The organism is Chryseobacterium culicis, from assembly GCF_002979755.1.
In the GTDB taxonomy this organism is placed as follows: Bacteria; Bacteroidota; Bacteroidia; order Flavobacteriales; family Weeksellaceae; genus Chryseobacterium; species Chryseobacterium culicis_A.
On record NZ_PCPP01000001.1, the window covers coordinates 2,633,113 to 2,654,757 of the forward strand.

Here is a 21,645-nt window from a genome sequence, read left to right on the forward strand (position 1 = left end):
AAATCCCAAATTTCAAATCATTAATTTTAGTTAAGGTCTTCGAATTCTTTCTTAGAACCAACAATAACGTTCTGGTACTCTTTAAGACCTGTACCTGCAGGGATTCTGTGTCCTACAATTACATTTTCTTTAAGACCTCCAAGATTATCAACCTTACCAGCAACTGCTGCTTCGTTAAGAACCTTAGTTGTTTCCTGGAACGATGCTGCAGACATGAATGACTTAGTCTGAAGGGCTGCTCTGGTAATACCTTGTAATACAGGTGTTGCTGTAGCAGGAAGAGCTTCTCTTACTTCTACCAAGTTTTGATCTTCACGTCTTAATTTAGAGTTTTCGTCTCTTAATTCTCTTGCATTAATCATCTGACCTGGGCTGAATTCTTTAGAATCACCAGCATCTACAACTACTTTAAGACCGAATACTCTGTTGTTTTCTTCCAAGAAATCATACTTGTGCTCAAGAGCTCCTTCCAGGAACTGAGTATCACCTCCATCAACGATAGATACTTTCGTCATCATCTGTCTTACGATAATTTCGAAGTGCTTGTCGTCGATTTTTACCCCCTGTAGACGGTAAACTTCCTGAATTTCGTTTACTAAGTATTCCTGAACAGCTGTTGGACCTTTAATTCTTAAGATATCTTCCGGTGTAATAGAACCGTCAGAAAGCGGAGAACCAGCTCTTACGAAGTCATTCTCCTGAACAAGAATCTGGTTAGAAAGTTTTACCAAATAGATTTTTCTTTCTCCAGTTTTAGCCTCAACAATAAGTTCACGGTTACCTCTCTTGATTTTTCCGTAAGAAACTACCCCGTCGATTTCAGTAACAACCGCTGGGTTTGAAGGGTTTCTTGCTTCGAATAATTCGGTAACTCTCGGAAGACCTCCGGTGATATCCCCTGCTTTTGCAGATTTTCTTGGGATCTTGATTAAGACTTTACCCGCCTTAATTTTTTCACCATCGTTAACCATTAAGTGGGCTCCTACCGGTAAGTTGTAAGCTTTTTGCTCAATACCTTTAGAGTCTACCACTTTCAAGGTAGGTACGGCTTTCTTATTTCTAGATTCAGAGATTACTTTCTCTTCAAATCCTGTTTGTTCGTCAATTTCAAGCTGGAATGAAATACCCTGGATAATATCCTCGTATTCTACCTTACCTGAAGTTTCAGCAATGATAACCGCGTTATATGGATCCCATCTACAGATTGTATCTCCTTTCTTCACTTTATCACCTGGTTTCACAGATAATATAGATCCGTAAGGTACGTTAGCTACCATTAATGGAGTTCTTGACTCATTATCAGCAACTAATCTGAATTCTGTTGAACGAGAAACTACAACCTCAGCGGTATTACCGTTTTCATCTTCAGAAGTAATTGTTCTTACTTCGTCCATTTCAACGATACCATCTCTTCTTGCAACGATAGATGGGTTTTCTGATACGTTTCCTGCAGTACCCCCTTGGTGGAAAGTTCTCAACGTAAGCTGAGTACCTGGTTCCCCAATTGACTGTGCTGCAATTACACCTACCGCTTCACCCATGTGAATTACTTTACCTGTTGCCAGGTTTCTACCATAACATTTTGCACAGATACCTTTCTTAGCTTCACAAGTTAATGGTGAACGAACTTCAACAGCTTCTAATCCTGCTTCTTCAATTCTCTTAGCTAATTCTTCGATGATTACCTGATCTGCACTCGCAATAAGCTCGTCAGATTCCGGATCATAGATATTATGAAGGGATACTCTACCTAAGATTCTTTCAGAAATTCTTTCAACGATCTCGTCATTTTTCTTAAGTGCAGTAACTTCTGTACCTCTCAGTGTTCCACAGTCGTCTTCTGTAACGATAACATCCTGTGCAACGTCTACCAATCTTCTCGTTAAGTAACCAGCATCGGCTGTCTTAAGAGCGGTATCCGCAAGACCCTTACGAGCACCGTGGGTAGAGATAAAGTACTCTAGAATCGAAAGACCTTCCTTAAAGTTTGCAAGGATCGGGTTTTCGATGATCTCCGCTCCGGTAGATCCGGCTTTTTGCGGTTTTGCCATCAAACCTCTCATCCCTGATAACTGACGGATCTGTTCTTTAGAACCCCTCGCTCCAGAGTCAAGCATCATGTATACAGAGTTAAATCCACCTTGGTCAACTTTCATTCTGCTCATGATCATTTCAGTTAATCCAGCGTTGGTATTTGTCCAAACGTCAATTACCTGGTTATAACGTTCTGTATCTGTAATTAGACCCATGTTATAGTTAGCTCTAATTTCGTCTACAGTTTCAATAGAAGTAGCAATCATCTGTTTTTTCTCAACAGGAACTACAATATCTCCTAGTGAGAAAGAAAGACCTCCTTTGAATGCGTTTGAATACCCTAAGTCTTTCATGGCATCCAGGAACTTCACAGTTGTAGGGAAATCTGTATCAGCAAGGATCTTACCGATAACGTTTCTCAATGATTTCTTCGTAAGAAGCTCATTGATATATCCTACCTGCTTAGGTACAATCTGGTTGAATAGGATTCTACCTACAGAAGTTTCGATCAATCTTGTAACGATTTCACCATCTTCTTTGATAGGCAGTCTACATCTTACTTTAGCATTTAAAGATACTCTACCTTCAGCATAAGCGATTTCCGCTTCTTCAGGAGAATAGAATGCAAGACCTTCTCCTTTTACTTTCATCGTCTCAGTAGAGCTTAATTCTTTAGTCATGAAATAAAGACCAAGAACCATGTCCTGAGATGGTACTGTAATTGGAGAACCGTTTGCAGGGTTCAAGATGTTTTGAGAACCTAACATCAATAACTGAGCTTCAAGGATTGCTTCTGGTCCTAACGGCAAGTGTACTGCCATCTGGTCACCATCGAAATCGGCATTGAAGGCCGTAGTTACTAACGGGTGTAGCTGGATTGCTTTACCTTCGATCATCTTAGGTTGGAAAGCCTGAATACCCAATCTGTGAAGAGTAGGTGCTCTGTTCAATAGAACAGGGTGACCTTTCATCACGTTTTCAAGGATATCATAAACTACTGGTTCTTTTCTGTCGATAATTCTCTTTGCAGATTTTACTGTTTTTACAATACCTCTTTCAATTAGTTTTCTAATGATGAATGGTTTGTAAAGTTCAGCTGCCATATCTTTAGGAATACCACATTCGTGAAGCTGTAAGTTTGGACCTACAACAATTACCGAACGCGCAGAGTAGTCAACCCTTTTCCCTAGTAGGTTCTGACGGAAACGACCTTGTTTACCCTTCAATGAATCAGAAAGTGATTTCAATGGTCTGTTTGATTCAGATTTTACTGCAGAAGATTTTCTTGTGTTATCGAATAATGAATCTACTGATTCCTGAAGCATACGCTTCTCGTTTCTTAAGATTACTTCAGGAGCTTTGATCTCCAATAATCTTTTCAAACGGTTATTTCTGATAATAACTCTTCTATAAAGGTCATTCAAGTCAGAAGTTGCGAAACGTCCTCCATCCAATGGAACTAATGGTCTTAATTCTGGTGGGATAACAGGAAGTACACGCATGATCATCCACTCTGGTCTGTTGATCATTCTTGTATTAGCACCTCTTAATGCTTCTACAACGTTCAATCTTTTCAGCGCTTCAGTTCTTCTTTGTTTTGAACCTTCGTTGTGAGCTTTGTGTCTCAAGTCGAAAGACAATGCATCAAGATCAATTCTTTTTAATAGATCTTCAACAGCTTCAGCACCCATTCTGGCGATGAATTTGTTTGGATCAGAATCATCAAGATACTGGTTTTCTACAGGAAGAGTTTCCATGATATCAAGGTACTCTTCTTCTGTAAGGAATTCCATATTTTCAAAATCAGAACCGTCTAATTTTTTAGCAATACCCTGCTGAATCACTACATATCTTTCGTAGTAGATGATCATGTCTAATTTCTTAGAAGGAATTCCTAAAAGGTATCCGATTTTGTTTGGTAATGAACGGAAATACCAGATGTGTGCAATTGGAACTACAAGGTTGATGTGCCCGATTCTCTCTCTTCTTACTTTTTTCTCAGTAACTTCTACTCCACAACGGTCACACACAATCCCTTTGTAACGAATTCTCTTGTATTTACCACAAGCACATTCGTAATCCTTTACAGGACCAAAGATTTTCTCACAGAATAGCCCGTCTCTTTCAGGCTTGTGAGTTCTGTAGTTAATAGTTTCCGGTTTTAGAACCTCTCCTCTTGAGTCTTGCAAAATAGACTCCGGTGAAGCTAAACCGATGGTTATTTTATTAAATCTACTTGATTTATTTTTATTTGACATTTGTTAGATTTTAAATTTTAGATTTTAGATTTTAGATTAATTTTTGAATGCTGCCATTCAACATTTATAATTTAAAATTTAAAATTATTCCTCTAGTCTTACGTCTAATCCAAGACCTTGTAACTCGTGAAGTAATACGTTGAATGATTCTGGAATACCTGGTTCAGGCATAGATTCACCTTTCGCAATGGCTTCATAAGTTTTTGCTCTACCAATCACGTCATCCGACTTCACAGTCAAGATCTCTCTCAGGATGTTAGATGCACCGAATGCTTCAAGTGCCCAAACCTCCATCTCTCCGAATCTCTGACCTCCGAACTGAGCTTTACCTCCTAACGGCTGCTGAGTAATCAATGAGTAAGGACCAATAGAACGTGCGTGCATCTTATCATCTACCATGTGTCCTAGTTTCAACATATAAATGATACCTACTGTTGCAGCCTGAGTAAATCTTTCTCCGGTACCACCATCATAAAGGTGAGTGTGACCGAATTTAGGAAGACCTGCTTTCTCAGTATACTCAGTAATCTGATCAAGACTTGCTCCATCGAAGATTGGTGTAGCGAACTTCAATCCTAATTTTCTACCAGCCCATCCAAGAACGGTTTCGTAGATCTGACCGATGTTCATACGGGAAGGTACCCCTAGTGGATTCAATACGATATCTACTGGTGTTCCATCTTCCAGGAATGGCATATCTTCTTCACGAACGATTCTTGAAACGATACCTTTGTTACCGTGACGTCCTGCCATCTTATCTCCTACATTCAGTTTACGTTTCTTAGCGATGTAAACTTTAGCCAACTTCATGATACCTGCCGGAAGCTCATCTCCGATTGAAATTGCAAATTTCTCACGGTTTTTAACTCCCTGGATGTCGTTATATTTGATTTTGTAATTGTGAATTAATTGTTTGATCAATTCATTTTTATCAGCGTCTACTGTCCAGTCTGCACCGCTAACATTTACATAATCTTCAACTGAAGTTAATAACTTGTGAGTGAATTTCACACCTTTACCGATGATTTCTTCGTCAAGGTCATTTTGTACCCCTTGAGAAGTTTTACCGCTTACCAGTGTATTTAATTTTTCAATTAAAGTATTTCTCAACTCATCAAATTTAGCCTTGTAAGTGTTTTCAATTTCTTCAAGTCTAAGTTTTTCTTCAGTTCTTTTCTTTTTGTCTTTAATGTTTCTAGAGAACAATTTCTTGTTGATAACAACTCCTCTTAATGAAGAGTCAGCTTTCAATGAAGCATCCTTCACATCACCAGCTTTATCACCGAAGATTGCTCTAAGAAGTTTTTCTTCAGGAGTCGGATCAGATTCACCTTTTGGAGTAATTTTACCAATCATGATATCTCCAGGCTTCACTTCAGCACCGATTCTGATCATACCGTTCTCGTCAAGATCTTTAGTAGCTTCTTCAGATACGTTTGGAATATCTGCTGTAAGCTCTTCCATACCTAGTTTGGTATCACGAACTTCAAGAGAGTACTCATCTACGTGGATTGAAGTAAACCAGTCTTCACGTACAACTTTTTCGTTGATTACGATTGCATCCTCAAAGTTGTATCCTTTCCAAGGCATGAACGCTACCACTAAGTTTCTACCAAGAGCTAATTCTCCTTTTTCAGTAGCATAACCGTCGCAAAGTACCTGTCCTTTCTCCACTACATCACCTACTCTTACGTTTGGTCTTAGGGTAATTGTTGTACTCTGGTTAGTTTTTCTGAACTTAGTCAGTTTGTATGTTTTAGTAGCAGACTCAAATTGTACTAAATCTTCGTCTTCGCTTCTTTCATATTTGATGGTAATCTTGTCAGCATCTACATACTCTACAGTACCTGTACCTTCAGCATTAATTAAGATTCTTGAATCTCTTGCAACTTGTTGCTCAAGCCCTGTACCCACGATTGGAGCCTGTGGCTTCAATAGAGGAACGGCCTGACGCATCATGTTAGATCCCATCAATGCACGGTTCGCATCATCATGTTCCAAGAATGGAATTAATGAAGCGGAAATACCAGAAATCTGGTTTGGTGCCACATCGATAAGGTTCACCTGAGCTGGTTCAACTACCGGGTAGTCACCATCTAATCTTGCAATAATTCTGTCTGTTAAGAAATCACCGTTATCGCTCAATTCAACGTTTGCCTGAGCAATTACTTTGTCTTCTTCGTCTTCTGCATTTAAGTAAATAGGATCAGCGTTAAGATCAATCTTACCACCGTCTACTTTTCTATATGGAGTTTCAATGAAACCTAGGTTGTTGATTTTTGCATAGATCCCTAGAGATGAAATCAAACCGATGTTTGGTCCTTCCGGAGTTTCAATCGGACAAATTCTTCCGTAGTGAGTATGGTGAACGTCACGAACCTCGAAACCTGCTCTTTCTCTTGATAAACCACCAGGCCCTAGTGCAGATAATCTTCTCTTGTGAGTGATCTCTGATAGAGGGTTGGTTTGGTCCATGAACTGAGATAGCTGGTTGGTACCGAAGAATGAGTTGATTACAGATGTTAATGTCTTAGCATTTACAAGATCAAGCGGAGTAAAGATTTCGTTATCTCTAACGTTCATTCTTTCCTTGATTGTTCTTGCAATTCTTGAAAGACCTACACCGAACTGTCCTGCTAATTGCTCACCAACAGTTTTAATTCTTCTGTTTGATAAGTGGTCAATATCATCCACATCCGTTTTTGAGTTTACTAACTCAATTAAGTGTCTTACGATTGCAATGATATCTTCCTTAGTAAGAACTTCAGTTGTAGTTGGGATGTTTAGGCTTAACTTTTTGTTTAGTCTGTAACGTCCTACTTCACCTAAAGAGTATCTCTGCTCAGAGAAGAATAATTTTTCAATGATTCCTCTTGCCGTTTCCTCATCTGGTGGATCTGCGTTTCTTAACTGACGATAAATATACTCTACCGCTTCTTTTTCAGAGTTAGTAGGGTCTTTTTGTAATGTATTCTGAATGATTGAGAATTCGTTGCTGTTTTCTTTGTGAATCAAGATAGATTTCACTCCAGCATCCAGGATAAGATCTAAGTGTTCTTTTTCAAGGATTGTTTCTCTATCCAAGATGATCTCGTTTCTTTCGATAGAAACTACTTCACCTGTATCTTCGTCTACGAAATCTTCGAACCAAGTGTTCAATACTCTCGCAGCCAATGTTCTCCCTTCCACTTTTTTAAGGGCAGCTTTAGAAACTTTCACTTCTTCAGCAAGGTCGAAGATTTGAAGGATATCTTTATCAGATTCGTATCCGATAGCTCTTAATAAAGTTGTTAATGGTAATTTTTTCTTACGGTCGATATACGCGTACATTACGCTGTTGATATCTGTTGTAAATTCCATCCAAGATCCTTTGAAAGGGATAATTCTTGAATAGTAAAGTTTGGTCCCGTTCGCGTGGTAAGTCTGTCCGAAGAATACACCAGGTGAACGGTGAAGCTGCGTAACGATAACTCTTTCAGCACCATTGATGATGAAAGAACCACTTGGCGTCATATAAGGAACCGGACCTAAATATACATCCTGAACCACAGTTTGGAAATCTTCGTGTTCCGGGTCAGTACAATACAATTTAAGTCTAGCTTTTAGAGGAACTGAATAAGTAAGTCCTCTTTCCACACACTCATCAATTGAATAACGTGGAGAATCTACCAGATAGTCTAAGAATTCTAATACGAATTGGTTTCTTGAATCCGTAATTGGGAAATTCTCTTGGAAAGTCTTGTAAAGAGCTTCTGTCTTTCTGGCTTCAGGAAGTGTATCAAGCTGGAAAAATTCTCTGAAAGACTCGATTTGGATATCCAAAAAGTCTGGAGTGATAATTTTTCCTTTCGCTGATGAGAAATTAATTCTCGGATTTCCTTGAGTTGTTGATTTTGTTTTACTCATAAAACTTTTAAGAAAGGGTTAAAAAATATTTTGATTCATTAAAAAATATCAGAAAAGAACAAGAAACAAGGTAAAAGCAAAAGGTAAAAGTGTTTTTGGCGCTCACGAAGGACCTTAGAACTCTTTTAACGCTGTACTTGGCTCTTTCTAACTGCAACACTGGTATATCTTTTCACAGCGTAATGCAAAATATTTTTATTACTTTTGAGGCTATATTACCGCAATATCTATATACACGAAATCCCCTTCATGTTTTACACAATGAAAGAGCTGATTTTCAGTATTTTATAAATTTACAAACAATTTTTCGCGCCAAAAGAGGGGCAAAGATACAAAAAGTTATCCACAATAACAAATAAATCCTCTCATTTTGAGACTTTTAAAATAAGAGAGACTGCCCAAAATGAGCAGTCCCTCCACAACACAAGCTAATCTTATGATTATTTCACAATAACCTTATAAGATTTTATTTTCGATTTAGTTTCTATTTTTATCATATACAGCCCTGTTGGAAGTGAAGAGGTATCGATACCAGTACCGGCATTGAATTTACCTGTCTTAACAACCTGACCCTGTGCTGAGAATAAAGCATACGTTCCTTCTTCCGCTGATGTAATGCTAAGGATTTCCCCTGCTTTTACCGGGTTTGGATACACTTTCACATCATTGGCTGCTTCAGTGATTTCAGCAGTAGTGATCTTAGCACTGGTGTTGGATGCATTTTTCAACAACGAAGCATAAGGTGAAAGTGGTGAACCCGGAGATCCTCTTTTCACAAGATCTGTATCTACCACAGCCTGAATTCCGTCTTTATCTTTATCGTTTATCGTAGAGATAAATCCTCCTCCTAACGTATCAAGGTTTGCTTTTCCGATCTGATAAAGGTCCGGATCTGAACCATTGGACGTAATATCCAGGAAGTCAGGTTTATCATCACCATCTGTATTTTTGATTGGATATTTCAGTACACCTGAGTCAGGTGACGTTTCCAGAATATCTGCAATTCCGTTTTTACCTACCGGAACATTCGCATCAATAACGCCGTTTCGATCTGCATCAATCTGATTGATTACAGATGTTGGAATTCCAGATTCAAATAAATCTAAGATACCGTCGTTATCGGAATCCAAATCAAGATAATTAGGAACAGAATCTCCTAACACTGGTGTCAAAAGAATATCTCCTTCATTATCATCATCCTGAAATTTTCCATTGTTATCAAAATCCTCTACCGCATCCGGAATCCCGTCATTATCAGAATCCAAATCACAGGCATCTACAATACCATCTCCATCTGTATCCAGTGCAGGAGATTTGTCATTTACCGCCGTACAGCCCTCAGCACAATCAGGAATTCCATTTCCGTTGTGATCTATGCTGTCATCTCCTCCCTGACACTGATCAAAACAGTTCGGAACACCATCATTATCATCATCTCTGCTCGCAAAAGCATTATAGATATAATAATTTTGAGGGATACGAATCGCTGTTCCGCTATTGAACGTAATCTTGATACGGTTGAAAGGTTTTGTAGCCTTTCCTCCAACATAGAATTTATTTGAGTTTGTAGTGAAGAAGTTTCCACTGATAAGGCTTCCCGAACTTGTAAAGGTATCAGTCAAAGTATTTCCGTTATACAATGTCACGGTGATATTTTCCAGAACACTTACTCCAAGAAGATTTCCTGCTTTTTCTACCGTAAATCCAGCCATTGTATTGACAGGAAGTACTGAATTACTACTTACTGTTGCAAAGGCAGAGAAGAGACTGAATATAGACGCGGCCGGAACCGTAGCTGTTGCATAATTGGATGGATTATTATCTACAATCGCTTCCGGATTGATCATTTTAGCTAAAATAAGGCCAAGGAAACCCGGACCTGATGTCCATGCAGCACCTGTAACCAAATTCCCAGGTACAGCAGAACCGCTTGTCTGGATTTTATCATCACAATCACAAGAGACAGGTTCTTCAAAAGCATAATATACTTTCATCGCTCCTAAATTAAACCCTAGTGTTTGGGTGATTTTCAACCTTACTTCATTGAAAGGTTTAGTACTGGTTAATGTAACTTTCTGTTTTCCTGAACCATACCCCAACACTTTAATATTAATCAGACCTCCTCCGTCAGACAGTTGTTTTGAATCCTGAAGCTGACCGAAAAGATACGTTTCTATGGTAATATTTTTTAAAAACTCAGCACTTAGAAGTTTTCCCTGATCATCAGGTTCTATTACAAAACCGGTTCTGTTCCCCGCAGGATATACCTGATTTTTATCGAGAACTCCTATTGAATAAGATCCTAGCAACCCTATCGGCAATACGATTGATCCATAAGAGTTTTTATTTCCATCTCCAATTCTTTCTTTATTCTGAACATAAGAAAGCGGAGCCAGGAAACTGCTGCTTCCGGATACATTTCCATCCACACCACTTCCGGCAATAATGTCATCACAAATACCATTATTATCCGTTGGCACTTCTGTAGGATCAAATGCAAATGCATAATATACATTCATAGCGCTGAATACAGAAAGAACATTGGTCTGGTATAACCTCACTTCATCAAATTCTTTTGAAGTCTTGAAGTGCAGGAATATTCTGTTTTTGCTTCCCCCGAATGCAGGTACCGACAAAAGTGTACTGCTGGTAGTTGTTTCCTGAAGAACTCCATTTTTATAGGTACTGATCCTCAAAGAGCTCAAAAGATCCACCGTAATAAAACTTGTTCCCAGATCTACATTGAATCCGGTAATATATCCCGCAGGATATGTTGTATTTTTATTTTTTACAGATATTCCGTTTCCACTTAACAGGGAAGCGAAATTTCCCATACTTACACTGTTATCAAGACTGGCATCTACTACAGGATTCATACTTCCGTTATAGCACGCAAGACAAATCCCTGAATTGTTGACAGGCTTTGCCTCCACACCCATTCCTCGGATTGGTTCATAGCCCAGCTGTGCAAATAGTACCGCAGACATCATCAATGTCATGAGCATTGCAGCTAGCTTTTCGAATAATTTTCTGGTCATTTTTTATTTTTTTAAGGTTTGTGTTTTTTATTAATTGTAAAGGGCTTTCCAATTGCTACCATTACAGCCTTCATGTACTTTAGCCGTTGTATTATAGCGGATTGCACCTTCCTCAGCCGTAGTACACGTAGCATTAGCACCGGAAGCAATTCCTTTCATCTGAATCGCAGCACCTGTAGAAGTTGCTGCAGTAGGAGTCATATTGATTCCTAATATGGTATCTGTTCCATTTCCTTTATTGAAGAAAACGTGTACTTTGTTGGCATAAACCATTTGTCCCGCAGCTGCCTGTCCCGAAAAACCTATCGCAAAAGCTTCTGTACCGCTTGCTGTATTGGCAGAACCGACAGCTACATTGTTTGTTGATGTTGTGTTTCCACTCCCAATGGCAATTCCGCCATTATTTGTATGATTATTCCCAACAGTCAGCCCCGTCAATCCTGTTACTGTATTCAGGTTTCCAAAGACTAAATTATTGGCTCCTGTTGCACTGTTACTATTTCCTATTACTTTAGCACCATTATTCGCTGTATTGCTTAATCCAATGGCTACAGCCGGAAAATTCCCTTGCGCAGAGACTATATTGTCTTTTCCCAGTGCCACATTTGAAGAGGTACTGTTTGTAAGGGTATTATTTGAACCCCAAGTAACTGAAGCATAAGGACCTGTGGCAGAATTAGAATTACCTCCCTGTAGAGTTCCGTTTATATCCAGAATTCCTTTTACATTTTTCTGGGTAGCCAGGACTAAGTTCTGAGCGTCATTTGTTCCTAAGTAATTTCCACTCCCAATGTCTGTTCCTAAGGCAGCAGTTGTTGCTGTTGTTCCGGTGTTTCCTACTGTTCGCCAGCTTCCGCTTAAGCTATTCCATTTGACACCGTCAAAATAATAGTAACCCGGAGAAACGACATCCACAGTTTGTCCTGTAGGTGCAGTTTCAGCTGATGAAACATATACTATGGCTCCTGTTTGAGCTGTCGTATAATTTTTAGCTTTTAATTGTACCCCTGTAAGCCTTGGAGCAATAACCCCGTCAAACTTACTAGTATTGGAAGGTGATCCTACGATATCAAAGGTTGCCTGAGCCTGAGTGGTATTAATCCCTACCTGAGCGAATGTGGACAAACCGATTGATAAAAGAGCGATGGTTAATAATTTGTTTTTCATTTGTAATGATGTTTGCTGTTTTTATGTGTATGTGTTTTTTTGAAAGGGCAGTTTTCGGGCGTTCTCATTTAAATACTAAATGAAATAACAGATTGTACTGTAAGAAAGCGTTTAAAATTGTAAGAAATAGTATCAGATAAGGGAATGGATTGGTTTATCAGGAATCTTTATGATAAACTTAAAACCGTCTACAAGTTTAATGGAATTACTGTAGAACTTTTTAACTTCTTTAAATGCCAGAAAAATATTCTCTTTATAGTTCCGGTATGAATGACTCCATGTATTTGATAGGGCAACAAGTTTTATGTTGGCGGGGAAAGATATATGAAGATGGGTGTTGTTAAAGAAACAAAGATTATATTGGGAATCTTTGTCATAGAATACATAAGTTTCCTTTTGATAGACAGCCAATTTACTGATAGCTGTCGAATGATTTTCTGTTTCAGCACACAAATGAATTGAAACATCAGCTAAGTAGGGCTGCAGGTAGTTATTAATATCTGTACGGTATGATAACTCAGGTTTTATCATCTTAACAGATATAAACTTAGTGTTTATTTTTCCTACAGCCGCCAAAAGCAACAAAAGAGTAATCTTGTGGCCGTAGGAAAGAAAGTAATTTCTATCCAATTATGTTGTGTTTTTTTCGATACAAATATAGTATTTTTTCAATCAAAACAATATTTTATTAATAAAAATTCACATAAAATAAACAAAGTATTGAATTAACGTAAAATATTATGTTAATTTTTAAAAAATAATCAATCATAATAAAATATACACAAACAAGAGGTAACAATATTAAAATACAATTATGAAATAAGACATGGATTTACAAAGACTTACATACAAAAAAAGCCCGGGCAAATGCCCGGGCTTCTATATTTATAATAAAATTGAAATTATTTCAATTCTACTTCAGCACCAGCTTCTTCTAATTGCTTCTTAAGAGCTTCAGCTTCGTCTTTAGAAACACCTTGCTTGATTGGAGCAGGAGCACCATCTACGATATCTTTAGCTTCTTTAAGACCAGCACCAGTTAAATCTTTTACTAATTTAACGATAGCTAATTTAGAAGCACCTGCAGACTTAAGAATTACGTCGAATTCAGTCTTTTCTTCAGCAGCTTCACCTGCACCACCTGCAGCAACTACTACAGCAGCAGCAGCTGGCTCAATTCCGTACTCATCCTTAAGGATAGCAGCTAATTCGTTTACGTCTTTTACAGTTAGGTTTACTAGCGTTTCAGCTAAATTTTTTAAATCTGACATTGTTGTAATGTTTTTGTTGATTATTTATTTAATTTTTTGAGAGTAATTATTCAGCAGCTGGCGTTTCGTCAGTGCTTTCTGCAGCAGGAGCTTCTGGAGCTTCAGCAGCAGGAGTTTCTTCTACCACAGGAGCAGCAGCTTCTTCAGCTTGAGCTTCTACAGTTTCAGATTTGTTTTGAAGAGCAGAAACAACTCTTTGAATTGGAGACTGAAGTAATCCGATGATTTCACCGATCATTTCTTCTCTAGACTTGATGCTTACTAGAGTATCAAGGTTGTTGTCACCAACATAGAAAGTTTCTTGTACGAAAGCAGACTTCAAAGCCGGCTTCTCGTCTTTCTTTCTAAAATCTTTGATTAATTTTGCAGGAGCGTTAGCTGTCTCAGCAATCATTAAAGCAGAGTTACCTTTGAAAGTTTCAAACATTTCAGAGTAATCTACTCCTTCAATCTGCTCCATTGCTTTTTGTAAAAGTGTATTTTTCACCACTTTCACTTTGATATTTTGCTTGAAAGCCTGTCTTCTGAAATCTGAAGATTTAGCAGCGTTCAAACCATTTAGATCTGCTACGTATACTACTTTTGCATCCTGAAGCAAGTCTTTGATCTCTTGTATTGCTACAACTTTTTGGTCTTTTGTCATTGTCTTAGGATTAAATATTAGTTAACAGATTTTGTATCAATTGCAATACCTGGGCTCATTGTAGAAGACAAATAAATGCTTTTTACATAAGTTCCTTTAGCAGCAGTTGGCTTCATTTTGATCAATGTAGAGATCAATTCCTGCGCATTTTCTTTGATCTTAGCAGCATCGAAAGATACTTTACCAATACCAGCGTGGATGATACCATACTTGTCTACTTTGAAATCAATTTTACCTGCTTTCACTTCAGTTACTGCTTTACCAATTTCCATTGTTACAGTTCCTGATTTAGGGTTTGGCATTAAACCTCTTGGACCTAATACTCTACCTAATGGACCTAATTTACCCATTACAGCTGGCATAGTAACGATAACGTCAACATCTGTCCAACCTTCTTTGATTTTTTGTAAATATTCGTCTAAACCTACATAGTCAGCACCAGCAGCTTTAGCTTCTGCTTCTTTATCTGGAGTTACAAGAGCTAATACTTTAACATCTTTACCAGTACCGTGAGGAAGAGATACAACACCTCTTACCATTTGGTTTGCTTTTCTTGGGTCTACACCTAATCTTACAGCGATATCTACTGAAGCATCAAACTTTGTAGTGTTCACTTCTTTTACAAGAGCTGAACCTTCTTCAAGGTTATAGATTCTTCCTTTTTCTACTTTGCTTAAAGCTTCCTTTTGCTTTTTAGTTAATTTTGCCATTTCTTTAGGTTTTAAGCGTTAGTTGGTTTAGTTCCTGTTACTCTTAATCCCATAGATCTAGCAGTACCTGCAACCATAGAAAGAGCAGAGTCCATTGTAAAACAGTTAAGATCCGCCATTTTATCTTCAGCGATTTTCTTTACTTGTTCCCAAGTTACAGAACCTACTTTGTTTCTGTTTGGTTCACCAGAACCTCCCTTGATTTTAGCTGCATCCATTAACTGGATTGCTGCAGGTGGAGTTTTAATAACGAATTCAAAAGATTTGTCTTCGTATACTGTAATTACTACAGGTAAAACTTGCCCTGGCTTATCTTGGGTTCTTCCGTTAAATTGCTTACAAAACTCCATGATGTTCACACCTGCAGAACCCAATGCTGGACCTACTGGTGGAGAAGGGTTAGCTGCGCCACCTTTCACCTGAAGCTTTACCATTTTAAAGACTTTCTTAGCCATTGTTTGTTTTTTAAATTTGAATAATTAATGAGTTTGGAAGCATTTATTATTCAGCAGGTTATCCTACTCACTTATGATAAACCTACTTTTTGGACTGCAAAAGTATAAAATATTTTTGAAATAGCAAACGGAAATTGCTGATTTTTAAAAAGTTTTAAAAAAAATATTGATGGTCAAAAAAACTTTATTTTCTCCCATCAACTTTTTTGTTCCTCTTTCCTTCATGATTATTTTGAATGCTGAAATCATCATCACCTGAATTTCTTTTAACAAAAAAAGAAGAGCAAATAGTTGCTCTTCTCCCCCTTTTCATTCTACTTTACTATTATGATGATAAATACCTATTTTTTAATGAACTTTAAACTTTCTTCCTGTTCTTTCATTTTTATCATATAGATTCCTTTTACCAGATCTCGAACTTCAACTTTTCCTTGATCCATCATTCCGCTTTTTACCAATTGCCCTGCTGCATTGTAAATACTGAAGTTCTGATCTTTCACTCCACTTATATATATCATATCTGTTGCCGGATTTGGATAAATTCTGATGTTTACATTTTTAGTTGAAACATCATGAACCGCCATTGTTCCGTTAGGCAACATTAAATTCTGTGCATATACAGCAGATGTATTATCCGCATTTTTCTTTTCCTGGAATACCACCACACTTTGCCCGTTTACAGGTCTCAAGATGCTGGGATAGCTTTTAGATGCAGAATAGGTAGCAACCGGAAGATATTGCTGCGGCCAGGAAAAATCACCATTGCTTTCCAGCTGTACTGCGTTTAAAGAAACATTCAGGGAAGTGGACGTTTCTTTTTTCTGAACAACAAAAAACGGTTTGTTATTTACCAATTGTAAATCTCCATAATGAAACATAGAAATATTATCAATAGGGAAAATCTGCTTTCCATGATCTGTTAAAAGTCTTGCCCCAGTATTTTTATCAAATTTTTGGATAAATTCCCCATTTTCTCCTTGTGAGGAAGAACTGTAATTTGCCATTGCCCAGATATAAGAAGAGCCTGGTGCAAAAGCCATTTTCATATCTTTTTCAAAATAGGTCTGGTTGGTATCAAAATCTACTCCTATATTTCCCCAAGGAAGACTGCTGTCTGCATTGACTCTCTGAAGATAGGCATCAAATCTCATATTTTCTCCACTGCTAAATCCATAATATACAACATCTCCATCCACCGCACCGGAATATTTAGTATTGTAAGCGGTAGATTTGGTTGTAATCTGCTTTGCCCCGTCCCAAACCAGAGCTCCATTTTTTAAATTAATTTTCTGGGCAAACAAATTACTTGTCGTTCCAAATGACAATTGCTTGTGAAAAATAATTTCGCATTCATTATTGGGAAGTTCAAAAAGATCTGCCGGAATCGTATTTTTCGTGGTATCATTGGAAAGTATCTGTACAGGACCTGCCCATACGGATTGCCCTGCAGCATTATATCGCTGTATTTTAGTATATTTCTGACTGGCAGGGAAATATCCCACCACAATATCTCCGTTAGCTAAAGGAAGAATTGTAGGCAAATAAGCTTCTCCCAGGCTAATCCCATTAGGCCATTCTGATACTCCCTGAGGAGTAATTTTAAAAACATACCCTGGTGTGCCAGCGCCTGTTCCTGTAACACCAATGTAAAGATTATCGGACGCATCTACTGCCGTTTTTTCCACCACAGTATAAGTACTCATCGGAATCTGATCTGTAATTTTAATACCATCAGCTCCCAGCTGCTTATTTCCCTGCTGATCCAGAATTTGTAATCTCAACTCAAAATTCACCGGAGCCGGCACAGTTTTCCAGTATCCTATATAGGTTTTTCCATCACTGGTTGTTGCGGCAAAAGAGGAACCACCCGGTTTTGATACCAAAAGGTTTTGATCCAAGGCAGGATTCCATTGAGCCTTTCCCAAAAAACTTAGGGATAAGGTTACAAAAAGGGTAAGTAATTTTTTCATAGTGGTATTGTTTTAAATAGGAAGCAAAGGAATATAATCCTTCCCAACTCTATTTAAAATCTCCCACACAGTTACCACATCATAGAAAAAAAACACCACACAATCTCCACACACCAACATTTAAAGCAATACAATTCAACAACTTACAATTCATTCAAATATTGAGCAAGATCTTCTTTGGTGTTCGTTAAATTCATTTTTTTCCTCAGCCTTGTTCTTGAATTCTCTATTGTTTTTGGAGTAACATTCAACAGATGGGAAATTTCTTTGGTGGATAATTTAAGTTTCAGCATAGCTGCAAGCCTTTTATCATAGTTGGTCAATCCCGGATGTTTACGATCCAGGTTTTCATAAAATGATTCATGGATATTCAGAAAATGATATTCAAAATCTCCCCACGAGTCCTGTTTGGTATTCAGTTTAATTTCATTGATAATTCTTGACACTTCGTCTATCTCACTATCTTTCAGTTTGGATTTCAAAACATTCACCTGATCCAGAAGAGATTTGAATATTTCTTCTATTTTGGATTGTTCCATAGATTTATAAACCAGCATTTTTTCTTTCATCTGATTATCTATCTCCAGTTCTTTTTCTCTGTTTTCAATGAGCTTTTTCTCTAATCGGAGTTTTTCCGCTTTGTTTCGGAAATTGAAAAGCAGTAAAATACAAATGGCCGAAACCAGGAGAAGAATAATGACCATCACCACATACAGCATGTTTTTTCTGTCCTGTTCAATTTTATCAAGTCTTTTCTGCAGTTCATAGTCGTGTTTTACTTTTAGTCTTTCAACATTTACTGCTTTTTCTTCTATATTGAGCAAATCCCGTATAGAGTCATATTTTTTAAAGGTCTCAGTGGAGCGCTGATAATTCTTATTCAGCTGATAGGCTTTATATAATGTTTTTAAATAATTGGTATTGTCAAAACTGACCGTATTCGGGATGACATAGTTTCCCAGATTTTTTGCATACAGTAAAGCTTTCTCCGGATTCTTGATTTCAGTGTAGAAATTAGCCAGATTATAATTGACCTGATAATTTGATTTTTTATCGTCAATAGCATTATTTTTCAAGATATCCCGGGCTTCCAATAGATAGCTTTCAGCCTTGGCAGTATTTCCTTCCTGAAAATTAAATTTCCCAAAATTTGAAAATACAAAAGCTTTCAGAACCGGATTGTCATAGTTTTCAAAAGACATCAGACTTTTTTCAAAATAATATCTTGATGAATCCATTCTGGATAACACAAGGTATGCATTTCCCAGATTGTTTAATGCTTTGATGGTTTCGGTCTGTTTTTTTTGTTTCTGATAAAAGTTTAGAAGTTTCTTGTAGTAGGCAATTGCCCTTGGGGTATCATTAAGCTGAGAATAGGTATAAGCGAAAATACCATCGATCTTCGCTGTTTTCTCCTCGTCTTTATCCAGAAAGATATGATATGCTCTTGCTGAATAATCCAGTGCAATATCAAAATAATTGGCATCACTGTAGATTTTTGCGGCTTCTATATAAAAGTCACCCAAATTATTTTCCGGAACGCTTTTTCTGGCTTTCTGAATATTAAGCTCTGCTTTTGGCCAATCTTTAAACTTCAGTTCATTAGCCGTATTTATATATTGTTCATATTCTTTTTTATTCTGACCAAAACAGAACAGTACGGAACACAGCAACAGTACTATAAAAGAAAAACGTTTTCCCATAAAATATAATTCCACATAAAATTATAAAATCATTTGAGAAAATGACATACAAACCAACAATAACTACTGTTATTTATCAAAGTAATTTAAAATCCCATAAGAAATTATAAAATAAAAACGGCTATTTAATGTAAATAGCCGTTTCATATATTTTCAACAGGAAAGATTGATTAAAAGCCTGCAGGTTTGTTAATTGTCTGGGTAGAACCATCATTTCCTCCAAGGTCAGCATTGATATCGCTGATATTCTGTTTTTCAATCAGTCTTCTATATGCCATTAGATAAAGATCAACCGTAAAGTTGTTATAAGTTCTTGATGGAGTGGATGAACTCACTGCAAGAATTCTGCTGTCTGTAAACCTTGCTCTTACATGCCATGTTCCGTTACTTTTGAAAGCAACAACATCTGGTGATCCCTGTTTGTTATCATTCACACCATTGTCTCCATAATCAAGCATTACGTTGGTGGTTCCATCATTCAGTTTAAATGAGTAGTTGTGAAGGATAACCAAAAAATTGTTTGCATCAATTTTGGTATCATAATCCGCAATACCTGTTCCCGATACTCCTGTAAGAGTAAGCTTAAGGTAATTGAAAAGTCCGCTGCTTTCCAAAGAAGGATCATACAATTGTAAACCGTTTTGTGAAGTTGCTAAAAAGCTACCTCCCGTCATGGTAGGTTCTCCCGGATTTCTTAGATATAGAGAATTCGTATATGTTTTTCCGTTAACATCAAGTGTTTCCGTAGGGTTTGCAGTATTCACTCCTACTTTTCCTTTCTGGGCATTCAAAAATATCCCCAGACACATGATTATTGTGATATAAATTTTTCTTTTCATAGTTTTTTTATTGAAGTCCTAGAGGTGTATTGTTTGAAACTCCTGAATAAGCAGGTGAAGCAGATGCTGAAACAGAACCGTTGAAAGTTCCCCAGTCTTTAACCAATGATTTTTCAAAGACATTTAAGGTAAGTGTCCAGGTACCATTTTGGGAAGAAACAGTTCCTGCTCCTTTAAAAGCCAAATTAATAGCATGATATTTTATACCACCGCTGGTTACCTGGGTAATTTCAGTTGCATAAGAACCATATGATTTGGGATTGGTGGTGGTATTCGCTGCGGAAACCGCTCCTGTAAAAACAGCACCTGTAATAGCCACAACATATTTACTCGCATCTAATCCTGTATTGAGGTTTACCACTTCATCTTGTCTTACATTTTTCAATACAACATTATACATATTTACAGGTGCTACATTACGGAGCGTTATATCCAACAGCTTCACCTTACCTACCGGTGAAGTATCTTTTGAACGGGTAAGAAGAAGATAATTTCCGCTTGCCTTTGTATTTTCAGTATCTATTAAATAGGATTCTACCAATGTTTCGCCTTCAACATCCAGAGTACCTTTAGGAGTTTTAGTATTGATTCCTACTTGAGCATGCATGCTTAAAGCGGCAAAACCCGTAAAGAGTATCGCAATAATTTTTTTCATATAGTTTATGTTTTATTGAATTAAAGGAGCTGCAGCAGCACCCGTAGTTGAAGCATTAAGGTTTTGTGTAGTATTAAAATCTTTGGCATATGATCTGTCAAATACCAATAAGTTCAGTGTCCAGACTCCTGTTGGAAAAGAGTTATCAGGAGCAAATCCCTGGTAATCTGCCTTAAGCTTCCATGTTCCTCCTGAAGAATACGCAAAGATCTGAGGCATTGGTGTCACCCAGTCTGCTGTATAAGTTCTTGTAGGTTGTGTAAATCCAAAAGAAGAGATCACGACCAAAAACTTGTTGGAATTGATCTTTGTGTCAAACTGATTTACCCAATCCTTGTCTGAAGGGTCGCAGGTAATTTTAAACTGAATAAGATTAATCGGAGCCGGTGAATTAGGTACAAAAGAATCATTGTACGCTGTAATTTTGTTTTCCGGAGCCGGAGATTTAATAATGAAAGTGTAATTCTCGTCCGCTTTCAGTTTCTCCATGGGCTGCTTGAAAACAATTCCTGATGTCTTCATTGTACCGTTTACGGTAAGCTCCTTTTCCGGTGTAGCAGTATTGATACCAACCTGCGCACTCGTGAGCATTGATACACTCACTAGAATGATCATCGAAATAATTTTTGTCATTGGGTTATGTGTTTATATAAGACTTGTGTTTTACTAATTCAGGTTTTACTTTTTTTATAAAAGCATAAATGCTTCATACAACTGCAAGCAGTGTATAAAATAAAAAAATATAAAATTTTTGGATTAGTTACCATGGTGTTGCAAGAAGTATGCCATCCGAAAGTGAATTAAGCATAAGGAAAGAACTTCGATCTGCAAAAACAAATCTATTCCCATTAGGGTGATAATTAAATTAAAGGGAAGCTCTTTGCAGGAGTAACTAACAGAAATTGAGAATTAAAGAATAGAAGAAAAATAATTATGAAAAATTATACAAAAATATATTTCTTCATAATCGTTAATTTACACCATTCAAATTTACAG

General features: G+C 37.4%; 14 protein-coding genes. All 14 read right to left on the minus strand.

The window, feature by feature from the left end; translation table 11 throughout:
- Positions 1-26: 26 nt before the first annotated feature.
- The 14 genes from rpoC to CQ022_RS12030 all read right to left on the minus strand — a co-directional run bounded on the left by rpoC (position 27) and on the right by CQ022_RS12030 (position 21,282).
- On the minus strand, positions 27-4,292 hold the full coding sequence (rpoC, locus tag CQ022_RS11965) for a DNA-directed RNA polymerase subunit beta' (RefSeq protein WP_105681603.1): 4,266 nt from the start codon (positions 4,290-4,292) through the stop codon (positions 27-29).
- Between the two features lie 84 nt (positions 4,293-4,376).
- Positions 4,377-8,198, minus strand: coding sequence for a DNA-directed RNA polymerase subunit beta (gene rpoB / locus CQ022_RS11970; RefSeq protein ID WP_105681604.1), 3,822 nt, complete (start codon positions 8,196-8,198; stop codon positions 4,377-4,379).
- A 440-nt stretch (positions 8,199-8,638) separates the two neighbouring features.
- Positions 8,639-11,236, minus strand: coding sequence for a T9SS type A sorting domain-containing protein (locus CQ022_RS11975; protein WP_105681605.1), 2,598 nt, complete (start codon positions 11,234-11,236; stop codon positions 8,639-8,641).
- Positions 11,237-11,266: 30 nt separating this feature from the next.
- Complete coding sequence (locus CQ022_RS11980) at positions 11,267-12,403, minus strand: hypothetical protein (protein WP_105681606.1); 1,137 nt, start codon at positions 12,401-12,403, stop codon at positions 11,267-11,269.
- 132 nt (positions 12,404-12,535) lie between these two features.
- Positions 12,536-12,934 carry a hypothetical protein gene (locus CQ022_RS11985; protein WP_123864426.1) on the minus strand — a complete coding sequence of 133 codons (399 nt, stop codon included), beginning with the start codon at positions 12,932-12,934 and terminating at the stop codon, positions 12,536-12,538.
- A 371-nt stretch (positions 12,935-13,305) separates the two neighbouring features.
- Positions 13,306-13,674, minus strand: a complete 369-nt coding sequence (gene rplL, locus CQ022_RS11990) for a 50S ribosomal protein L7/L12 (RefSeq protein WP_076781873.1) — start codon at positions 13,672-13,674, stop codon at positions 13,306-13,308.
- 46 nt (positions 13,675-13,720) lie between these two features.
- Positions 13,721-14,317 carry a 50S ribosomal protein L10 gene (gene rplJ / locus CQ022_RS11995; protein WP_105681608.1) on the minus strand — a complete coding sequence of 199 codons (597 nt, stop codon included), beginning with the start codon at positions 14,315-14,317 and terminating at the stop codon, positions 13,721-13,723.
- 17 nt (positions 14,318-14,334) lie between these two features.
- Positions 14,335-15,027 carry a 50S ribosomal protein L1 gene (gene rplA, locus CQ022_RS12000; protein WP_047099699.1) on the minus strand — a complete coding sequence of 231 codons (693 nt, stop codon included), beginning with the start codon at positions 15,025-15,027 and terminating at the stop codon, positions 14,335-14,337.
- A gap of 11 nt (positions 15,028-15,038) precedes the next feature.
- The gene (rplK, locus tag CQ022_RS12005) at positions 15,039-15,482 is read right to left on the minus strand and encodes a 50S ribosomal protein L11 (RefSeq protein WP_047435399.1); all 444 of its coding nucleotides are present in this window, start codon (positions 15,480-15,482) and stop codon (positions 15,039-15,041) included.
- A 341-nt stretch (positions 15,483-15,823) separates the two neighbouring features.
- Complete coding sequence (locus tag CQ022_RS12010) at positions 15,824-17,452, minus strand: T9SS type A sorting domain-containing protein (protein ID WP_105681609.1); 1,629 nt, start codon at positions 17,450-17,452, stop codon at positions 15,824-15,826.
- A 143-nt stretch (positions 17,453-17,595) separates the two neighbouring features.
- Positions 17,596-19,155: a tetratricopeptide repeat protein gene (locus CQ022_RS12015; RefSeq protein ID WP_105681610.1), complete on the minus strand. Its 1,560-nt coding sequence runs from the start codon at positions 19,153-19,155 to the stop codon at positions 17,596-17,598.
- A 170-nt stretch (positions 19,156-19,325) separates the two neighbouring features.
- Complete coding sequence (locus CQ022_RS12020; protein WP_105681611.1) at positions 19,326-19,994, minus strand: hypothetical protein; 669 nt, start codon at positions 19,992-19,994, stop codon at positions 19,326-19,328.
- 7 nt (positions 19,995-20,001) lie between these two features.
- Positions 20,002-20,649, minus strand: coding sequence for a hypothetical protein (locus CQ022_RS12025; protein WP_105681612.1), 648 nt, complete (start codon positions 20,647-20,649; stop codon positions 20,002-20,004).
- Positions 20,650-20,661: 12 nt separating this feature from the next.
- Entirely contained in the window at positions 20,662-21,282 is a 621-nt protein-coding gene (locus tag CQ022_RS12030; RefSeq protein WP_105681613.1) for a hypothetical protein, read from the minus strand.
- Positions 21,283-21,645: the final 363 nt, after the last annotated feature.